Source organism: Oceanobacter sp. ABM4_470, from assembly GCF_056158645.1.
This window is the reverse complement of sequence record NZ_JBSWTR010000001.1, coordinates 2,970,526-2,990,350: the sequence shown is the minus strand read 5'-3', so window position 1 is coordinate 2,990,350 and position 19,825 is coordinate 2,970,526. Positions and strand designations below refer to the sequence as shown.

Genomic DNA, 19,825 nt, shown 5'->3' with positions numbered 1-19,825 from the left:
AAAAGGGCAGAATCTCAACGAAGCAGTTGAAATGCGTTCTGAATGCTGTATAGTGCAGCGCCCTTATTGTAGAGTTATAGGCCAGTAGTTCAATTGGTAGAGCGTCGGTCTCCAAAACCGAAAGTTGGGGGTTCGAGTCCCTCCTGGCCTGCCAAACATCCTGATGGCAGCTTCGGCTGCCATTTTCGGCTTCAGGGAAAATACAAATGAGCTCCGAAAGCAAAACAGCTGGTTCGCCGCTGGACGTTATCAAGTGGCTGCTCGCTATCGCCTTTTTGGCGGCGGCAGTGGTTGGTAACTACATGTACAGCGACATGGCGTTCATCTACCGCATTCTGGCGGTTGTGGCTTTGATGGGTGCCGGTGCGGCAGTAGCGCTGACCAGTACTCAAGGTAAGGCATTCTTGGTCTTGCTGAAAGAAGCCAATATTGAGCGTCGCAAGGTTGTATGGCCAACCCGTCAGGAAACCCAGCAGACCACGCTGATGATCCTGGTTGTTGTGGTTGTGATGTCGTTGGTTTTGTGGGGCCTTGATTCCCTGTTGGGTTGGGCTGTTTCTTCGCTGATTGGTTGAGGTTGAGTATGGCAATGCGTTGGTATGTGGTACACGCCTACTCCGGCTACGAGAAGCGTGTCCAGTCTGCTCTGAAAGAGCGTATTGAGCGTCTGGGAATGCAGGATTACTTCGGTGATGTGCTGGTTCCTACAGAAGAAGTAGTAGAAGTACGTGATGGTAAGAAGCGCAAGAGTCAGCGTCGCTTCTATCCTGGTTATGTGCTGGTGCAAATGGAGATGAATGACGACTCCTGGCATCTGGTCAAGCAAACCGATCGCGTGATGGGCTTTATTGGTGGTACTGCCGATAAGCCGGCTCCTATTACTGAAAAAGAAGCGGATGCCATTCTGCGTCGTGTTGAAGAAGGCGTTGATCGTCCGACTCACAAGACCGTATACGAGCCAGGTGAAGTGGTTCGTGTTACTGATGGTCCGTTTGCAGATTTCAACGGCACTGTGGAAAATGTGGATTACGAGAAATCCCGTCTGCAGGTTGCAGTTACGATTTTTGGTCGCTCGACACCAGTCGAACTGGAATTTACCCAGGTCGAAAAAGCGGGCTGATATTTGGTTGCCCCGGCTCGTTCGGGGCGGGGAGCCCGTAAGGGCGCTAGTTACCCATTTGGAGTAAATCATGGCTAAGAAAGTCGAAGGCTATATCAAGCTGCAGGTTGCGGCTGGTAAAGCAAACCCAAGTCCGCCAGTTGGTCCGGCTCTGGGTCAGAAAGGTCTGAACATCATGGAATTCTGTAAAGCGTTCAACGCCCAGACTTCCCATCTGGAGCCAGGCGCTCCAGTGCCAGTTGTAATCACTGCTTACAACGACCGTTCTTTCACTTTTGAAATGAAAACCCCGCCAGCTTCCTTCCTGCTGAAGAAAGCGGCTGGTATCACTTCTGGTTCCTCTCGTCCAAACACCCAGAAAGTGGGTACTGTGACTCGTGCGCAGCTGGAAGAGATTGCAACTGCCAAGGCTCCTGACCTGACTGCTGCCGATATGGACGCAGCGGTACGTACCATCGCGGGCTCTGCTCGTGCCATGGGTCTGAACGTGGAAGGAGTTGAATAATGGCCAAGTTGACCAAGCGTCAGAAGCTGATCGCTGAAAAAGTAGAAGCTGGCAAGGTTTACTCTGTAGAAGAAGCCGTTGCTGTTCTGGCTTCTCTGCCAGCATCCAAGTTCGTTGAGTCTGTAGACGTTGCAGTGAACCTGGGTATCGATGCTCGTAAATCTGACCAGAACGTACGTAGCTCTACTGTACTGCCAAACGGTACTGGTAAGACCATGCGTGTTGCTGTGTTCACTCAGGGTGCTAACGCTGAAGCGGCTAAAGAAGCTGGCGCTGATGAAGTTGGTATGGAAGATCTGGCTGAAAAGATCAAGGGTGGCGATCTGGCGTTTGACGTTGTAATCGCTTCTCCAGACGCAATGCGCGTTGTTGGTCAGCTGGGTCAGGTTCTGGGCCCACGTGGTCTGATGCCAAACCCGAAAGTTGGTACTGTAACTCCAGACGTTGCTACTGCGGTTAAGAACGCAAAAGCGGGTCAGGTTCGTTACCGTAACGACAAGAACGGTATCATCCATACCACTATTGGTAAGCTGGATTTCTCCGCAGACGCAATCAAGGGCAACCTGACTGCACTGCTGGCTGACCTGAAAAAGGCCAAGCCAAGCTCCGCCAAAGGCGTATACATGAAAAAGGTTACAGTCAGCACCACTATGGGTCCTGGCTTGATCGTAGATCACTCTTCTCTGGACTTCTGATCCGGAAGAGAGCCGGGGTGCTTGCACCCCGACACCATCTTTGGGGTTGCCGTTGCAAGACGGTAGCTGTCAAAGACCGCAGGTGCGGCGATGACTTGGTTATCAATGCTTAATTTCCTGCGTAGATAGTGTGTGGCCCCTTCAGTTTTCTGAATTGTCACACCGAGACTGGCTCTAGCGAGCATAACTTAACTTGTTAGGAGTTAATCGTGGCCTTAGGACTCGAAGATAAAAAAGCGATTGTCGCTGAAGTCCAGGAAGCAGCTCAAAATGCTCTGTCTGCTGTTGTTGCGGATTCCCGCGGCGTAACAGTAGGTGCCATGACCGCTCTGCGTAAAGAAGCACGTGAAGCTGGTGTTTGGATGAAAGTTGTCCGTAACACTCTGGCCAAACGCGCTGTTGAAGGCTCCGACTATGAATGTCTGAACGACGTTATGGTTGGTCCTACCCTGATCGCGTTCTCTACCGAACACCCAGGTGCGGCTGCCCGCATCTTCAAGGAGTTCGCCAAGAGCAACGATAAGTTCGAGATCAAGGGTGGTGCCTTCGAAGGCAACGTGGTTTCCGTTGACATGCTGGCAACACTGCCAACACAAGACGAAGCAATCGCGAAGCTGATGAGCGTCATGAAAGAAGCTGCCGCTGGCAAACTGGTTCGTACTCTTGCTGCAGTACGCGATCAGAAAGAACAAGAAGCTGCCTGATTTCAGGTTGGCATCGACATCGATTTAACGAGCTAAATACTGGCTCTCAAAATTCAGGAAAATTCTCATGTCTCTGACTAAAGAAGATATCATCAACGCTATCGCTGAAATGTCTGTAATGGACGTTGTAGAACTGGTTTCTGCGATGGAAGAAAAATTCGGCGTTTCTGCTGCTGCAGCAGTAGTTGCTGGTCCAGCTGCTGGCGGCGAAGCTGCTGCTGAAGCTCAGACTGAATTCGACGTAATTCTGTCTGGCGCTGGCGACAAGAAAGTAAACGTGATCAAGGCCGTACGTGAAATCACTGGTCTGGGTCTGAAAGACGCCAAAGGCATGGTTGATGGTGCTCCTGCAACTATCAAAGAAGGCGTTTCCAAGGAAGAAGCTGAAGAAGCTAAAGCCAAACTGGAAGAAGCTGGCGCTATCGTCGAGATCAAGTAATCTGGATCTCTGCTATACGCTGCTGCCGAAATTGTCTATGGTTTCGGCACAGGGCTGACGGAAGTAATTCCGTCGGCCTTTTTCGCGTTATGGAAAACGTGGCAAAACTGGCAACCGCGCCAGGTTCACTGCAAGGCTAGCCCTTGAATGACAGATCAAAACGATCTCGTCTACGAAACAGTCCGGGGATAACTGATGGCTTACTCATATACTGAGAAAAAACGTATCCGTAAGGATTTCGGCAAATTGCCGAGCGTAATGGATGTGCCTTATTTGTTGGCCATTCAAATCGATTCTTACCAAAAATTCCTGCAACAGGGTAGCAATGCCGACGACAGACTCGATGTCGGTCTTCATGCTGCATTCAAGTCTGTATTCCCAATCGTAAGTTATTCCGGCAATGCAGCTCTGGAATACGTGAGCTATCGCCTGGGTACCCCGACCTTTGATGAAAAAGAATGCATGCTGCGTGGCGTTACCTATGCCGCGCCGCTCCGGGTTAAGGTGCGCCTGATCGTTTACGATAAAGAATCGTCAACCAAAGCGATCAAAGACATCAAGGAACAAGAAGTCTACATGGGCGAAATGCCTCTGATGACCGACAACGGTACCTTTATCGTCAACGGTACCGAGCGTGTGATTGTGTCTCAGCTGCACCGCTCCCCAGGTGTCTTCTTCGACCACGACAAAGGTAAGACCCACTCTTCCGGTAAGCTGCTGTATAACGCTCGCGTTATCCCTTACCGTGGCTCCTGGCTGGACTTCGAATTCGATCCGAAGGATCTGGTATACGTACGTATCGACCGTCGTCGTAAGCTGCCTGCTTCCATCCTGCTGCGCGCCTTGGGTATGGGCACTGGCGAGATTCTGGAAACCTTCTACGATAACGACGAGTTCCGTATCGTTGCTGGCAACGCCAAGCTGAAGTTGATTCCATCCCGTCTGCGTGGTGAAACCGCTCAGTTCGACATCATGGACAACGACGGCAACGTGATCGTTGAAGCCGGTCGTCGTGTGACTGCACGTCACATCCGTCAGCTGGAAAAAGCCAACGTTCAGGAACTGGACGTACCGGCCGAATACCTGCTGAGTAAAGCCGTTGCTTCCGACATCATCGATACCCGTACCGGTGAAGTTCTGGCTCCTGCCAACACTGAAATTACCGCAGAAATCCTGGCCAGCTTCGGCGAAGCCGGTATCGATTCTTTCCAGACGATCTACACCAACGAGATCGACTGTGGACCATTCCTGTCCGATACCCTGCGCATCGACCCAACCAGCAACCAGCTGGAAGCTCTGGTAGAAATCTACCGCATGATGCGTCCTGGCGAGCCGCCAACCAAGGAATCTGCAGAAGCCCTGTTCGAAAACCTGTTCTTCACCGAAGAACGTTACGACCTGTCTGCGGTTGGCCGCATGAAGTTCAACCGTCGTATCGGTCGTGAAGAGATTCTGGGTTCCGGTGTACTGGATCGTGGCGACATCGTTGAGGTACTGCGTACCCTGATCGATATCCGTAACGGTAAAGGCATCGTTGATGACATCGACCACCTGGGTAACCGTCGTATCCGTTCTGTTGGCGAAATGGCCGAGAACCAGTTCCGTGTGGGTCTGGTACGTGTTGAGCGTGCAGTACGTGAGCGTCTGTCCATGGCGGAATCCGAAGGCCTGATGCCGCAGGATCTGATCAACGCCAAGCCGGTTGCAGCCGCGGTTAAAGAGTTCTTTGGCTCTTCCCAGCTGTCCCAGTTCATGGACCAGAACAACCCGCTGTCCGAAGTGACTCACAAGCGTCGTATCTCTGCGTTGGGCCCAGGTGGTCTGACTCGTGAGCGCGCTGGCTTTGAGGTTCGAGACGTTCACGCCACTCACTACGGCCGTGTATGTCCTATTGAAACGCCTGAAGGTCCAAACATTGGTCTGATCAACTCGTTGGCTTCCTACGCCCGTACCAACGAATACGGTTTCCTGGAATCCCCGTACCGTATCGTTAAAGACGGTATCGTGACCGAGGAAATCATCTACGTATCAGCCATTGAAGAAGCGGACTACGTAATTGCACAGGCTTCTGTGCCGACTGACGAAGCTGGCCGTCTGCAAGGCGACCTGATCTCCGTACGTCACAAGAACGAATTCACCATGATGTCGCCGGACAACGTAACCCTGCAGGACGTATCCCCGCAGCAGGTTGTGTCCATCGCCGCATCCCTGATTCCGTTCCTGGAACACGATGATGCTAACCGTGCATTGATGGGTTCCAACATGCAGCGTCAGGCCGTTCCAACCCTGCGCGCCGAGAAGCCGCTGGTTGGTACCGGTATTGAGCGTGCAGTAGCACAAGACTCCGGTGTGTGTGTGGTTGCCAAGCGTGGCGGTGTGATCGACTCCGTAGATGCTGGTCGTATCGTGGTTAAGGTGAACGACGAAGAAACCCTGGCTGGTGAAGCGGGCGTGGATATCTACAACCTGACCAAGTACACCCGTTCCAACCAGAACACCTGCATCAACCAGCGTCCGCTGGTAAAAGCTGGTGACATGGTTACCCGCGGTGACGTGATGGCTGATGGTCCTTCTGTGGATCTGGGTGAACTGGCTCTGGGTCAGAACTTCCGTATTGCCTTCATGCCGTGGAATGGTTACAACTTCGAGGACTCCATTCTGTTGTCCGAACGTGTAGCCCAGGAAGATCGTCTGACCACTATCCACATTCAGGAACTGACCTGTGTGGCGCGTGACACCAAGCTGGGTGCGGAAGAAATCACTTCCGATATTCCAAACGTTGGTGAAGCCGCGCTGGGTAAACTGGACGAATCCGGTATCGTTTACATCGGTGCTGAAGTGAAGCCGGGCGACATCCTGGTTGGTAAGGTGACTCCGAAAGGCGAAACCCAGCTGACTCCGGAAGAAAAACTGCTGCGTGCGATCTTCGGTGAAAAAGCCTCTGACGTGAAAGACACCTCTCTGCGCGTCAAGACCGGCACCACCGGTACCGTTATCGACGTGCAGGTGTTCACCCGTGACGGCGTTGAGAAAGATCAGCGTGCCAAAGACATCGAACGTCAGCAGCTGGATCAGATCCGTAAGGACCTGAACGAAGAAATGCGCATCGTTCGTGGCGCAACCTTCGAGCGTCTGACTCGTGCTCTGTCTGGTCAGGCCGTTAACGTGGCTCCAGGTCTGAAGAAAGGCGACGTGCTGTCTGAAGACTACCTGGCAGGTCTGAGTGAAGACGACTGGTGGCGCATCATCCCTCAGGATGAAGCTCTGGCTGAAATGCTGGAAAAAGCCGAGCAGTCCCTGATCGACCGTCAGAAGCAGCTGGACGAGAAGTTCGAAGACAAGAAGCGCAAGTTGCAGACTGGCGACGACCTGGCTCCGGGCGTACTGAAAATCGTCAAGGTCTACCTGGCTATCAAGCGTAAGATCCAGCCTGGTGACAAGATGGCGGGTCGTCACGGTAACAAGGGTGTTATCTCTGCGATCAAGCCAATCGAAGACATGCCTTACGATGAGAAAGGTGTGCCGGTTGATATCTGTTTGAACCCGCTGGGTGTACCGTCCCGTATGAACGTGGGTCAGATCATGGAGATTCACCTGGGTATGGCTGCCAAGGGTCTTGGTGACAAGATCAACGAAATGCTGCAGCAGCAGCGCGAAGTGGCCAAACTGCGTGAACTGCTGGATGAGATCTACAATGGTGGCGATGGCCGTATTGAAGACCTCGACAGCTACAGCGATGACGAGATTCTGGAACTGGCTCGTAACCTGCGTGGCGGTGTGCCTATGGCAACCCCTGCGTTCGACGGTGCCAAGGAAACCGAAATCAAGCGCATGCTGAAGCTGGCCGATATCCCTGAGTCTGGTCAGGTTACCCTGTACGACGGTCGTACCGGTGAAGCCTTCGACCGCAAGGTGACTGTGGGCTACATGTACATGCTGAAACTGAACCACCTGGTAGACGACAAGATGCACGCCCGTTCTACCGGTTCCTACAGCCTGGTTACCCAGCAGCCGCTGGGTGGTAAGGCGCAGTTCGGTGGTCAGCGCTTCGGTGAGATGGAAGTGTGGGCACTGGAAGCATACGGTGCCGCTTACACCCTGCAGGAAATGCTGACTGTGAAGTCCGACGACGTGGCCGGCCGTACCAAGATGTACAAGAACATCGTGGATGGCGACCACCGTATGGAAGCAGGCATGCCGGAATCCTTCAACGTATTGGTGAAGGAAATCCGTTCCCTGGGTATCGACATCGAACTGGAAAACGAATAATCGGTCTAGCTGTGGAAGCGGGCAGGGGTAGTTCCCTGGTCGCTCTCCCGCTCACGCCAAGTGGAGCCATTTCTCTATGAAAGACTTAGTCAATTTTCTGCGTAGCCAGAATAATGCCGACGAGTTCGATGCGATCCGTATCGGTCTTGCCTCGCCGGACATGATTCGCTCCTGGTCTTATGGTGAAGTTAAAAAGCCAGAGACCATCAACTACCGTACATTCAAGCCAGAACGCGATGGTCTGTTCTGTGCTCGCATCTTTGGTCCTATCAAAGACTACGAATGTCTGTGTGGTAAGTACAAGCGCCTGAAGCACCGCGGTGTAATCTGTGAAAAGTGTGGCGTTGAAGTAACCCAGGCCAAAGTGCGTCGTGAGCGCATGGGTCACATTGAGCTGGCCTCTCCGGTTGCTCACATCTGGTTCCTGAAGTCACTGCCATCCCGTATCGGTCTGATGCTGGACATGACCCTGCGTGATATTGAACGCATTCTGTACTACGAGTCCTTCGTAGTGACCGAGCCGGGCATGACCACGCTGGAAGAAGGCCAGTTGCTGTCTGATGAACAGTACTACGAAGCCATTGAAGAATTCGGTGACGAGTTTGAAGCCAAGATGGGTGCTGAAGCCATCCAGGCTCTGCTGGGTCACATCGATCTGGAAGACGAAGTTAACCGCCTGCGTGAAGAAATTCCGGCGACCAACTCCGAAACCAAGATCAAGAAGCTGTCCAAGCGTCTGAAGATTCTGGAGGCCTTCTTCCAGTCCGGTAACGATCCAAAGTGGATGATCATGTCTGTGCTGCCAGTGCTGCCGCCAGATCTGCGTCCTTTGGTTCCACTGGATGGCGGTCGTTTCGCGACTTCCGACCTGAATGACCTGTACCGTCGTGTGATCAACCGTAACAACCGTCTGAAGCGTCTGCTTGAGCTGAACGCCCCTGACATCATCGTGCGCAACGAAAAGCGTATGTTGCAGGAAGCGGTCGATGCCTTGCTGGATAACGGCCGTCGCGGTCGTGCCATCACCGGTTCCAACAAGCGTCCTCTGAAATCCCTGGCCGACATGATCAAGGGTAAGCAGGGTCGTTTCCGTCAGAACCTGTTGGGTAAGCGTGTTGACTACTCCGGCCGTTCCGTAATTACCGTTGGTCCTCAGCTGCGTCTGCACCAGTGTGGTCTGCCGAAGAAAATGGCTCTGGAACTGTTCAAGCCGTTCATCTTCTCCAAGCTGGAACACCGTGGTCTGGCCACTACCATCAAAGCTGCGAAGAAGATGGTAGAGCGCGAAACTCCGGAAGTATGGGACATCCTGGCTGACGTGATTCGTGAACACCCGGTGATGCTGAACCGTGCACCAACCCTGCACCGTTTGGGTATCCAGGCGTTCGAACCACAGCTGATTGAAGGTAAGGCGATCCAGCTGCACCCACTGGTGTGTGCGGCCTATAACGCTGACTTCGATGGTGACCAGATGGCCGTTCACGTGCCGCTGACCATTGAAGCCCAGTTGGAAGCCCGTGCCCTGATGATGGCAACCAACAACGTACTGGCGCCTGCTAACGGTGAACCGATCATCGTACCGTCCCAGGACGTTGTACTGGGTCTGTACTGGATGACCCGTGAGCGTGTAAACGCCACTGGTGAAGGCATGGTGTTTGCTGATCTGGACGAAGTGGAACGCGCTTACCAGACTGGCCGTGCTCACCTGCAGGCTCGTGTGAAAGTCCGTATCGACCAGATGGTGATCGACGAAGAGGGTAACTCCGAAGAGTCCATCAGCCTGATCGAAACCACCGTTGGTCGTGCCTTGCTGTTCCGCATCGTGCCACGTGGTCTGTCTTTCGATCTGGTTAACCAGCCAATGAAGAAGAAGGCGATTTCCCGTCTGATCAACACCGCTTACCGCCGTGTGGGTCTGAAGGATACCGTTATCTTTGCTGACCAGATCATGTACACCGGCTTCAAGTATGCCACCAAGTCTGGTTCTTCCATTGGTGTGAACGACTTTGAAATTCCGGATGCGAAGGCTGAAATCATTGCCAACGCTGACGCCGAAGTAAAAGAGATCGAAAGCCAGTTTGCTTCCGGTCTGGTAACTCACGGCGAGAAATACAACAAGGTAATCGACATCTGGTCCCGCGCTAACGAATTGGTAGCGAAGGCGATGATGGAGAATCTGGGTAAAGAGCCTGTGATCGACCGTGATGGTAACGATGTTGAACAGGAATCCTTTAACTCCGTTTACATGATGGCCGACTCCGGCGCTCGTGGTAGCCCGGCTCAGATCCGTCAGTTGGCGGGTATGCGTGGTCTGATGGCCAAGCCAGACGGCTCCATCATCGAGACGCCAATTGTGGCGAACTTCCGTGAAGGTCTGAACGTACTGCAGTACTTCACCTCCACTCACGGTGCTCGTAAGGGTCTGGCGGATACCGCACTGAAAACCGCGAACTCCGGTTACCTGACGCGTCGTCTGGTTGACGTTGCCCAGGATCTGGTGGTTACCGAAGACGACTGTGGCACCGCCAAGGGTCTGGTAATGACACCGCTGATTGAAGGTGGTGATGTTGTGGTTGGTCTGGGTGACCGTATTCTGGGTCGTGTGATCGCAGAAGACGTTTACCAGCCTAACACTCAGGAACTGGTAGCGCCGGCTGGCACTCTGGTTGACGAGCGTTGGGTCAAGCACATCGAAGCGGAAGGTGTGGATGAAGTTAAGGTTCGCTCTGCGATTACCTGTGAATCCCGCGCCGGTATCTGTGCCAAGTGTTACGGTCGTGACCTGGGTCGCGGTCATCTGGTTAACCGTGGTGAAGCTGTGGGTGTTATCGCTGCACAGTCCATTGGTGAGCCGGGTACACAGCTGACCATGCGTACGTTCCACATTGGTGGTGCGGCATCCCGTGCTTCCGCGGCTGACAGCGTTCAAGTTAAGAACGCCGGTACTGTTCGTCTGCACAACATGAAGACGGTTGAGCGCACCAACGGTGATCTGGTAGCAGTATCCCGTTCCGGTTCCATCGCCATTGCTGATGACGCCGGTCGTGAGCGTGAGCTGTACAAGCTGCCTTACGGTGCTGTGATCAGCGTGAAAGACGGTGCCAAGGTTGAAGCTGGTCAGAAAGTGGCAAGCTGGGACCCACACACTCACCCGATCGTGACCGAAGTAGCGGGTCGCATCGAATTCGTGGGTATGGATGAAGGCATCACCATCAAGCGTACCACCGACGAGCTGACGGGTCTGTCCAACATCGAAGTGATCGATCCTAAAGATCGCCCAGCGGCCGGTAAGGACATCCGTCCGATGGTGAAGCTGGTTGATGCGGCAGGCAATGATGTATTCCTGGCGGGTACCAATGCGCCAGCACAGTACTTGCTGCCAGCCAACGCTCTGGTGAACCAGGAAAACGGCATCGAAGTTGAGGTGGGTGACATTATCGCCCGTATTCCTCAGGAGTCGTCTGGTAACAAGGATATTACCGGTGGTCTGCCACGGGTTGCTGACTTGTTCGAAGCGCGTAAGCCGAAAGAGCCTGCCATCCTGGCAGAAACTTCCGGTACCGTTGGTTTCGGTAAGGAGACCAAGGGTAAGAAGCGTCTGGTGATCACGCCAAACGATGGCGCCGATCAGTACGAAGAGCTGATCCACAAGTGGCGTCACCTGAACGTGTTTGAAGGTGAAAACGTGGAGCGTGGTGAGATCATCTCCGACGGCCCGTTGAACCCACACGATATCCTGCGTCTGAAAGGCGTTGGTGATCTGGCCATGTACATCACTAACGAAGTACAGGAAGTTTACCGACTGCAAGGCGTAGGCATCGATGACAAGCACATCGAAGTGATCGTTCGTCAGATGCTGCGTAAGGTACTGATTCTGGATGCCGGTGATACCACCTTCATTCCAGGCGATCAGGTTGAATACGCGGCGTTCCTGAACGAGAACGAGCGCATCGAAGCGGCTGGCAAGATCCCGGCCAAAGGTGAGCGCGTGCTGCTGGGTATCACCAAAGCCTCGTTGGCGACCGAATCCTTCATCTCTGCGGCTTCCTTCCAGGAAACCACACGAGTACTGACCGAAGGTGCGGTAACCGGCAAGGTAGATACCCTGCGTGGTCTGAAAGAAAACGTGGTTGTAGGTCGACTGATTCCTGCGGGTACCGGTCTGGCTTACCACGCTGAGCGTAAGCGTAAGCGTCAGAACCGCGATGCAGAACGTAACCGTTCAATGCCTGAGGTAATGAGCGTGTCTGCAGAAGATATGGAAGCCAAGCTGAGCGAAGCGTTCAGCGACAAGTAATTGTCGGGCTTTTAGCGCAAAAAGGAGGCCCCGGCCTCCTTTTTGTTTGTCTGGTGGGGCGGCAGGGCTGATTAATACTTGATCTGACCTGTTTCGGGGATTATTATCTCCGCCCCTTTTATTGTGCCCATGTTGTATGGGCATGTTGTTAGTAATAGTTGGAGTTTGCTATATGGCTACAATCAACCAGTTGGTTCGTAAGCCTCGTAAGCGCAAAGTGGCTAAGAGCGACGTACCTGCATTGCAGGCTTGTCCTCAGCGTCGTGGCGTGTGCACCCGTGTATACACCACTACCCCTAAAAAGCCTAACTCGGCACTGCGTAAAGTATGTCGTGTGCGTCTTACCAATGGTTTCGAAGTAACTTCCTACATTGGTGGTGAAGGTCACAACCTGCAAGAGCACAGCGTTGTTCTGATCCGTGGCGGTCGTGTAAAGGATTTGCCAGGTGTGCGTTATCACACCGTTCGTGGTTCCCTGGATACGTCCGGCGTTGCGAACCGTAAACAAGCACGTTCTAAGTACGGTGCCAAGCGTCCTAAGTAATCCTTACGGATTAATCAAGGGAACGCTCTATCGTTTTAGATAAGAGTAAGGCTGGGCTCCCTGTTCTGTTGATAGATGCTCAGACTCACCTGAAGACCTAAGAGGGCTTATCATGCCAAGAAGACGCGTCGCAGCGAAACGCGAGATTCTGCCAGATCCGAAATTCGGAAACGTAACTCTGGCCAAATTTATGAACCACGTGATGGTTTCCGGTAAGAAATCCGTAGCCGAAAAAATCGTTTACGGTGCACTGGACCAGATGGCAAGCAAACAGGGCGGTGATCCAATCGAACTGTTCGATGCTGCTCTGGAAGCTATTCAGCCAATGGTTGAAGTTAAGAGCCGTCGTGTGGGTGGTGCCACTTACCAGGTGCCAGTAGAAGTTCGTCCATCCCGTCGTACCGCACTGGCCATGCGCTGGTTGGTAGACGCAGCACGTGGTCGTGGTGAAAAATCCATGGCTCAGCGTCTGGCGAACGAAATGATGGACGCCGCCGAAGGTAAAGGCGCAGCGGTCAAGAAGCGTGAAGACGTGCACCGTATGGCAGAAGCCAACAAAGCATTCTCTCACTATCGCTTTTAATTGACCTGAGGACGACGCAGTGGCACGCACTACACCTATCGAACGTTACCGTAACATTGGTATCTGCGCTCACGTAGATGCCGGTAAAACGACAACGACCGAGCGTGTGCTTTTCTACACCGGCGTGTCTCACAAAATTGGTGAGGTACACGACGGTGCAGCAACGATGGACTGGATGGAGCAGGAGCAGGAGCGTGGTATTACCATTACCTCCGCAGCGACTACTTGTTTCTGGTCGGGTATGGCGCAGCAGTTTGAACAGCACCGTATTAACATCATTGACACTCCTGGACACGTAGACTTCACCATTGAGGTGGAGCGTTCGTTGCGTGTTCTGGATGGCGCTGTCGTCGTCCTTTGTGGTTCCTCGGGTGTTCAGCCCCAGACCGAAACCGTATGGCGTCAAGCCAACAAGTATGAAGTGCCTCGTATGGTGTTCGTCAACAAGATGGACCGTACTGGCGCTGACTACGATATGGTGGTCTCTCAGCTGAAGGCCCGTTTGGGAGCCAATGCAGTACCTATCCAGTTTAATATCGGCGCCGAAGATCAATTCAAAGGCGTGGTCGACCTGATCAAGATGAAAGCCATTATGTGGAATGAGGCAGATCAGGGCATGACGTTTGAACTGGAAGACATTCCGGCCGAACTGCAAGACAAAGCCGATGCCATGCGCGAGCAAATGGTTGAAGCAGCAGCAGAAGCCAACGAAGAGTTGATGGATAAGTACCTCGAGGAAGGCGAGCTTTCCGAGGAAGATATCAAGGCGGGCCTGCGCGCTCGTACTCTGGCCAATGAAGTTGTACTGGTCACCTGTGGTTCTGCGTTCAAGAACAAGGGTGTGCAGGCGGTTCTGGATGCCGTTATTGAATTCTTGCCATCGCCGACTGAAGTAAAAGCCATTGAAGGTCATCTGGACGACGCCAACGAAACCGTTGCTGAACGTCACTCCTCTGATGATGAGCCCTTCGCTGGTCTGGCCTTCAAAATCGCCACCGACCCATTTGTGGGCACGCTGACCTTTGTGCGTGTGTATTCCGGTGTGTTGAATTCCGGTGATGGTGTTTACAACCCGGTCAAGGGTCGTCGTGAGCGTGTTGGTCGTATGGTGCAAATGCACGCCAACAGCCGCGAAGAACTGAACGAGGTTCGTGCGGGTGACATTGTTGCTCTGATTGGTCTGAAAGACGTCACCACCGGTGACACTCTGTGTGACCTGAAAGAAGTCATTACCCTGGAACGTATGGAGTTCCCGGATCCGGTAATTTCCGTTGCTGTTGAGCCGAAGTCCAAAGCGGACCAGGAGAAGATGGGTGTCGCATTGGGCAAACTGGCCCAGGAAGACCCGTCGTTCCGCGTTGAAACCGACGAAGAGTCTGGTCAGACGATTATTTCCGGTATGGGCGAACTGCACCTGAATATTATCGTTGACCGTATGCGTCGTGAGTTCAAGGTGGAATGCAACGTTGGTAAGCCTCAGGTGGCTTACCGCGAAAAGATCACGGCCAATGTCGAGATCAATCACAAATACGCCAAGCAGTCCGGTGGTCGTGGTCAATACGGTCACGTGGTGGTGCGTTTCGAGCCTGCAGAGGACGAGAATGCTGACGAGCTGGAATTTGTGAACGAAATTGTAGGTGGCGCTATTCCTCGTGAATATATCCCTGCTGTGCAGAAGGGTATTGAGGAACAGATGAAGAACGGTGTGGTGGCTGGCTACCCGTTGTTGGGCTTGAAGGCAACCTTGTTTGATGGCTCCTTCCATGACGTTGACTCTAACGAGATGGCGTTTAAAATTGCCGCCTCACAGGCAACCAAACAGCTTTCAGAAAAAGGCGATGCAGTATTGCTCGAGCCGATGATGAAGGTTGAAGTTGTAACACCCGAAGATTATATGGGTGATGTGGTAGGCGACCTGAATCGTCGCCGAGGTCTGATTTCAGGAATGGACGACACACCGTCTGGCAAGGTGGTGAATGCGTCTGTGCCGCTCGCGGAAATGTTTGGTTACGCAACTGACCTGCGTTCCGCAACCCAAGGGCGCGCGACATATTCCATGGAATTTGAGAAATATGCGGAAGCGCCTGCAAGTGTTGCCGAAGCAGTAATCAGAAAAGCTTAATCAGTTAAAGATATTGAACGAGGTGTTCTATGGCTAAGGAAACGTTTGAGCGTTCCAAACCCCACGTAAACGTAGGTACTATCGGTCACGTTGACCATGGTAAAACTACTCTGACTGCTGCGCTGACTCGCGTATGTGCAGAAGTATTCGGCGGCCAAGCCGTTGCTTTTGACGGTATCGATAACGCTCCAGAAGAGCGTGAGCGTGGTATCACCATCTCTACTTCCCACGTAGAGTACGAATCCACTGACCGTCACTACGCGCACGTAGACTGCCCGGGACACGCTGACTATGTTAAAAACATGATCACCGGTGCCGCTCAGATGGACGGCGCGATCCTGGTATGTGGTTCTACTGACGGCCCAATGCCTCAGACTCGTGAGCACATCCTGCTGTCCCGTCAGGTTGGTGTACCTTACATCGTAGTATTCCTGAACAAAGCTGACCTGCTGGCTGAAGACTGCGGTGGCGCAGACTCTGAAGAATACGCAGAGATGCTGGAACTGGTTGAAATGGAACTGCGTGACCTGCTGTCCGAATACGACTTCCCAGGCGACGACACTCCAATCATCCCGGGTTCTGCTCTGATGGCTCTGAACGGCCAGGACGACAACGAAATGGGTACTACCGCTGTTAAGAAGCTGGTTGAAGCCCTGGATTCCTACATCCCAGAACCAGAGCGTGCGATCGACGGTGCATTCATTATGCCTATCGAAGACGTATTCTCCATTCAGGGTCGTGGTACCGTTGTTACCGGTCGTGTTGAGCGCGGTATCGTACGTACTGGTGAAGAAGTTGAAATCATCGGTATCAAGGAAACTACCAAGACCACTTGTACTGGTGTTGAAATGTTCCGTAAGATCCTGGACGAAGGCCGTGCAGGTGAGAACGTAGGTGTACTGCTGCGTGGTACCAAGCGTGACGAAGTTGAGCGTGGTCAGGTACTGGCCAAGCCAGGTTCCATCACTCCGCACACCAAGTTCGAATCCGAAGTATACGTACTGGGCAAAGATGAAGGTGGTCGTCACACTCCATTCTTCAAAGGTTACCGTCCACAGTTCTACTTCCGTACCACTGACGTAACTGGTGCTGTTGAGCTGCCAGAAGGCGTTGAGATGGTAATGCCAGGTGATAACGTGCAGCTGGGTGTAACCCTGATTGCTCCTATCGCCATGGACGAAGGTCTGCGCTTCGCGATCCGTGAAGGTGGCCGTACTGTTGGTGCTGGCGTTGTAGCCAAAATCGTTGAGTAATCAATGATGCCCACGGACCGATCATTCTTTGATTGGTCCTCATCAAAGCCCCGATCATTCGCATCGGGGTTTTGTTTTCTCCCCGCGAGATTCCTGCCTTACCTCGCCTTTGTGGCATTTTTATTTTTCTAGGTTGACACTTTTTGTACAGCCGCATACAATTCGCGTCCCCTTGAATTGGGGGAGAACGAGCTCTGGCACATAAATTTGGAGTTTGGTAATGAACCAACGAATCCGTATCCGTTTGAAAGCGTTCGACCATCGCCTGATCGATACTTCGACTCAGGAAATTGTCGATACTGCTAAACGTACGGGCGCTCAGGTACGTGGTCCTATCCCACTGCCTACTCGTAAAGAGCGTTTTACCGTTCTGGTTTCTCCGCACGTCAATAAAGACGCGCGCGACCAGTACGAAATCCGTACGCACAAGCGCATGCTCGACATTGTTGAGCCAACTGAAAAAACTGTTGATGCGCTGATGAAGCTGGATCTGGCTGCCGGTGTGGAAGTTCAGATCAGTCTGGGTTAATCGAACCGTTTAACCTTACACAGTGCTCTGTGTAACGCCCGTATTTAGAAGATTGGGCGGCCATAGTGGGTTTTAGCCCCGTACACGAGAGGTATATAAAATGGCAATTGGTATTGTCGGTAAAAAAGCGGGCATGACTCGCGTATTTACCGAAGAAGGTCAATCTGTTGCTGTTACTGTCCTGGAAGTTACACCTAACCGTGTTAGCCAGGTAAAGACCGTTGAAACTGACGGTTACAGTGCAATTCAGGTTGCTTATGGCGCTAAGAAAGCGTCTCGCGTTTCCAAGCCGGAAGCCGGTCACTTCGCCAAGGCGAATGTTGAAGCGGGCAGTGGCTTGATCGAGTTCCGTACTGAAGAAGCTTTTGAAGCTGGCCAAGAACTGTCTATTGAACAGTTTGAAGCTGGTCAGAAAGTTGATGTTACCGGTACCACCAAAGGTAAGGGCTTCCAGGGTGGCGTTAAGCGCTGGAACTTCCGTACTCAGGATGCTACTCACGGTAACTCCCTGTCTCATCGCGCACCAGGTTCTATTGGTCAGTGTCAAACTCCAGGCCGTGTCTGGAAAGGCAAGAAAATGGCCGGTCACATGGGTTCTGAACAGCAGACTACCCAAAGCCTGGAAATTGTACGCGTTGATGCGGAAAACAAACTGTTGCTGATCAAAGGCGCGGTTCCTGGTGCTCCAGGTTCTGACGTAGTTGTTAAGCCAGCAGTCAAGGGGTAAGCGATGGAACTGAAAACTAACGCAGGTGCTGCGGTAGCGGTTTCCGACGCTACTTTTGGCCGTGAATTCAATGAGTCTCTGGTTCACCAGGTTGTTACCGCCTATATGGCCGGTGGCCGTCAGGGTACCAAAGCTCAAAAGACCCGTTCCGAAGTTGCTGGCGGTGGCATCAAGCCATGGCGTCAGAAAGGTACTGGCCGTGCTCGTTCTGGTACATCCAGCAGCCCAATCTGGCGCTCTGGTGGTGTAACTTTCGCAGCCAAGCCACGTAACTTCGAACAGAAAGTTAACAAGAAGATGTACCGCGCTGCGATGCAGTCCATCTTGTCTGAACTGGTTCGTCAGGAACGCCTGGTTGTTGCTGATTCCTTCGCTGTAGAAAGCCACAAGACCAAGGAATTCGTTGCCAAGCTGAACGAACTGGAACTGGACAACGTTCTGATCATCTCTGAAGAGATCGACGAGAAGCTGTACCTGGCTGCTCGCAACGTTCCTCACGTTGGTGTTGCTGAAGCGACTTCTATCGATCCTGTAAGCCTGATCGCGTTTGAGAAGGTTTTGGTGACTGTGCCGGCCCTGAAGCAGCTTGAGGAGGCTTACGCATGATCCGTGAACGTCTTTACAAGGTGCTGTTGGCACCTCAGATCTCTGAGAAAGCTACCTGGGTAGCAGAGAAGCACGGCCAATACGTATTCCGTGTTGCTGCTGACGCTACCAAGCCAGAGATCAAAGCCGCCGTTGAAGCTCTGTTCGAAGTGAAAGTTCGCTCCGTACAGACTGTAAACATCAAAGGCAAAACCAAACGCACTGCCCGCGGCATGGGCAAGCGCAACGATGTTCGCAAAGCATACGTTCGCTTGGTCGACGGTCAGGACATCGACTTTGCAGACGCGGAATAAGGAGCTGAGTTATGGCATTGGTTAAAACTAAACCGACTTCAGCTGGCCGTCGTCACCTGGTTAAAGTCGTAAACAACGAACTGCACAAAGGCAAGCCTCACGCAGCTCTGTTGGAAAAGAACAGCAAGTCTGGTGGTCGTAACAACAACGGTCGTATCACCACTCGCCACATTGGCGGTGGTCACAAGCATCACTACCGTATCGTTGACTTCAAGCGTAACAAGGATGGCATCCCAGCCGTTGTTGAACGCCTGGAATACGATCCAAACCGCTCTGCGAACATCGCTCTGCTGAAATACGCTGACGGTGAACGTCGTTACATTCTGGCTCCTAAAGGCCTGCATGCTGGTGACGAAGTTGTTTCCGGTGATCACGCGCCTATCAAAGTAGGCTCAGCGATGTCACTGCGTAACGTTCCAGTGGGTTCTGTAGTCCACAACGTTGAACTGAAGCCAGGCAAGGGCGGCCAGATTGCTCGTTCCGCGGGTACTTCTGCTCAGCTGGTTGCTCGTGAAGGTGCTTACGCGACTCTGCGTCTGCGTTCTGGTGAAATGCGTAAGGTCCTGGTTGACTGTCGCGCTACCCTGGGCGAAGTAGGCAACTCTGAGCACGGTCTGCGTGAACTGGGTAAAGCTGGTGCTTCTCGCTGGCGCGGTGTTCGTCCTACCGTTCGCGGTGTGGTAATGAACCCGGTTGACCACCCACACGGTGGTGGTGAAGGTCGTACCTCTGGTGGTCGTCACCCTGTTACTCCATGGGGCGTTCCAACCAAGGGTTACAAGACTCGTAAGAATAAGCGTACCGATAAGCTGATCGTACGTCGTCGTTCTGCGAAATAACTAAGAGAGGATTGAACTGTGCCACGTTCATTGAAAAAAGGTCCGTTTATCGACCATCACTTGATGAAGAAGGTAGAGACCGCTCTTGAGAAGAACGACAAGCGTCCGATCAAGACTTGGTCTCGCCGCTCCACTATCTTCCCGGATTTCGTGGGGCTGACCATCGCTGTTCATAACGGCAAACAACACGTGCCTGTTTTCGTAACCGAAGACATGGTTGGACATAAACTCGGCGAATTCGCGCTGACCCGTACCTACAAGGGTCACGTAGCGGATAAGAAAGCCAAGCGATAAGTAAGG

Annotated in this window: 18 protein-coding genes and 1 tRNA gene; all 19 read left to right on the top strand. The window is 52.8% G+C overall.

Annotated features, from left to right (window positions below; all coding sequences use genetic code 11):
• Positions 1-78 precede the first annotated feature (78 nt).
• The 19 genes from ACXADJ_RS13255 to rpsS all read left to right on the top strand — a co-directional run bounded on the left by ACXADJ_RS13255 (position 79) and on the right by rpsS (position 19,819).
• Positions 79-154 (top strand) — tRNA-Trp (locus tag ACXADJ_RS13255).
• Positions 155-206: 52 nt separating this feature from the next.
• Positions 207-575 carry a preprotein translocase subunit SecE gene (gene secE / locus ACXADJ_RS13250; RefSeq protein ID WP_028294001.1) on the top strand — a complete coding sequence of 123 codons (369 nt, stop codon included), beginning with the start codon at positions 207-209 and terminating at the stop codon, positions 573-575.
• An 8-nt stretch (positions 576-583) separates the two neighbouring features.
• A complete protein-coding gene (gene nusG / locus ACXADJ_RS13245; RefSeq protein ID WP_028294000.1) occupies positions 584-1,120 on the top strand; it encodes a transcription termination/antitermination protein NusG in 537 nt (178 codons plus the stop codon).
• A gap of 70 nt (positions 1,121-1,190) precedes the next feature.
• A complete protein-coding gene (gene rplK / locus ACXADJ_RS13240; protein WP_028293999.1) occupies positions 1,191-1,625 on the top strand; it encodes a 50S ribosomal protein L11 in 435 nt (144 codons plus the stop codon).
• On the top strand, positions 1,625-2,320 hold the full coding sequence (rplA, locus tag ACXADJ_RS13235; protein WP_475066643.1) for a 50S ribosomal protein L1: 696 nt from the start codon (positions 1,625-1,627) through the stop codon (positions 2,318-2,320). Before rplK ends, rplA begins: the two co-directional genes overlap by 1 nt.
• 209 nt (positions 2,321-2,529) lie before the next feature.
• The gene (gene rplJ, locus ACXADJ_RS13230; protein WP_475066641.1) at positions 2,530-3,024 is read left to right on the top strand and encodes a 50S ribosomal protein L10; all 495 of its coding nucleotides are present in this window, start codon (positions 2,530-2,532) and stop codon (positions 3,022-3,024) included.
• A 67-nt stretch (positions 3,025-3,091) separates the two neighbouring features.
• The gene (gene rplL, locus ACXADJ_RS13225) at positions 3,092-3,463 is read left to right on the top strand and encodes a 50S ribosomal protein L7/L12 (RefSeq protein WP_028293996.1); all 372 of its coding nucleotides are present in this window, start codon (positions 3,092-3,094) and stop codon (positions 3,461-3,463) included.
• Between the two features lie 195 nt (positions 3,464-3,658).
• Positions 3,659-7,732, top strand: a complete 4,074-nt coding sequence (gene rpoB, locus ACXADJ_RS13220; protein ID WP_475066639.1) for a DNA-directed RNA polymerase subunit beta — start codon at positions 3,659-3,661, stop codon at positions 7,730-7,732.
• A 76-nt stretch (positions 7,733-7,808) separates the two neighbouring features.
• Positions 7,809-12,029 (top strand): DNA-directed RNA polymerase subunit beta', encoded by a 4,221-nt coding sequence (gene rpoC, locus ACXADJ_RS13215; protein ID WP_475066637.1) that lies wholly within the window; start codon positions 7,809-7,811, stop codon positions 12,027-12,029.
• A 172-nt stretch (positions 12,030-12,201) separates the two neighbouring features.
• Positions 12,202-12,573 carry a 30S ribosomal protein S12 gene (gene rpsL, locus ACXADJ_RS13210; RefSeq protein ID WP_028293993.1) on the top strand — a complete coding sequence of 124 codons (372 nt, stop codon included), beginning with the start codon at positions 12,202-12,204 and terminating at the stop codon, positions 12,571-12,573.
• 112 nt (positions 12,574-12,685) lie between these two features.
• Positions 12,686-13,156 carry a 30S ribosomal protein S7 gene (rpsG, locus tag ACXADJ_RS13205; protein WP_028293992.1) on the top strand — a complete coding sequence of 157 codons (471 nt, stop codon included), beginning with the start codon at positions 12,686-12,688 and terminating at the stop codon, positions 13,154-13,156.
• A 19-nt stretch (positions 13,157-13,175) separates the two neighbouring features.
• Positions 13,176-15,278, top strand: coding sequence for an elongation factor G (gene fusA, locus ACXADJ_RS13200; RefSeq protein ID WP_475066634.1), 2,103 nt, complete (start codon positions 13,176-13,178; stop codon positions 15,276-15,278).
• A 29-nt stretch (positions 15,279-15,307) separates the two neighbouring features.
• Positions 15,308-16,531, top strand: coding sequence for an elongation factor Tu (gene tuf, locus ACXADJ_RS13195; RefSeq protein WP_475066631.1), 1,224 nt, complete (start codon positions 15,308-15,310; stop codon positions 16,529-16,531).
• 220 nt (positions 16,532-16,751) lie between these two features.
• Positions 16,752-17,060 carry a 30S ribosomal protein S10 gene (rpsJ, locus tag ACXADJ_RS13190; protein ID WP_036535225.1) on the top strand — a complete coding sequence of 103 codons (309 nt, stop codon included), beginning with the start codon at positions 16,752-16,754 and terminating at the stop codon, positions 17,058-17,060.
• Between the two features lie 100 nt (positions 17,061-17,160).
• Positions 17,161-17,787, top strand: a complete 627-nt coding sequence (rplC, locus tag ACXADJ_RS13185) for a 50S ribosomal protein L3 (protein WP_475066627.1) — start codon at positions 17,161-17,163, stop codon at positions 17,785-17,787.
• Positions 17,788-17,790: 3 nt separating this feature from the next.
• Positions 17,791-18,393, top strand: coding sequence for a 50S ribosomal protein L4 (rplD, locus tag ACXADJ_RS13180; protein WP_028293113.1), 603 nt, complete (start codon positions 17,791-17,793; stop codon positions 18,391-18,393).
• Positions 18,390-18,686 (top strand): 50S ribosomal protein L23, encoded by a 297-nt coding sequence (gene rplW / locus ACXADJ_RS13175; protein WP_028293114.1) that lies wholly within the window; start codon positions 18,390-18,392, stop codon positions 18,684-18,686. Before rplD ends, rplW begins: the two co-directional genes overlap by 4 nt.
• A gap of 11 nt (positions 18,687-18,697) precedes the next feature.
• Positions 18,698-19,525, top strand: a complete 828-nt coding sequence (rplB, locus tag ACXADJ_RS13170) for a 50S ribosomal protein L2 (RefSeq protein ID WP_028293115.1) — start codon at positions 18,698-18,700, stop codon at positions 19,523-19,525.
• 18 nt (positions 19,526-19,543) lie between these two features.
• Positions 19,544-19,819 carry a 30S ribosomal protein S19 gene (gene rpsS, locus ACXADJ_RS13165; RefSeq protein WP_028293116.1) on the top strand — a complete coding sequence of 92 codons (276 nt, stop codon included), beginning with the start codon at positions 19,544-19,546 and terminating at the stop codon, positions 19,817-19,819.
• Positions 19,820-19,825 lie beyond the last annotated feature (6 nt).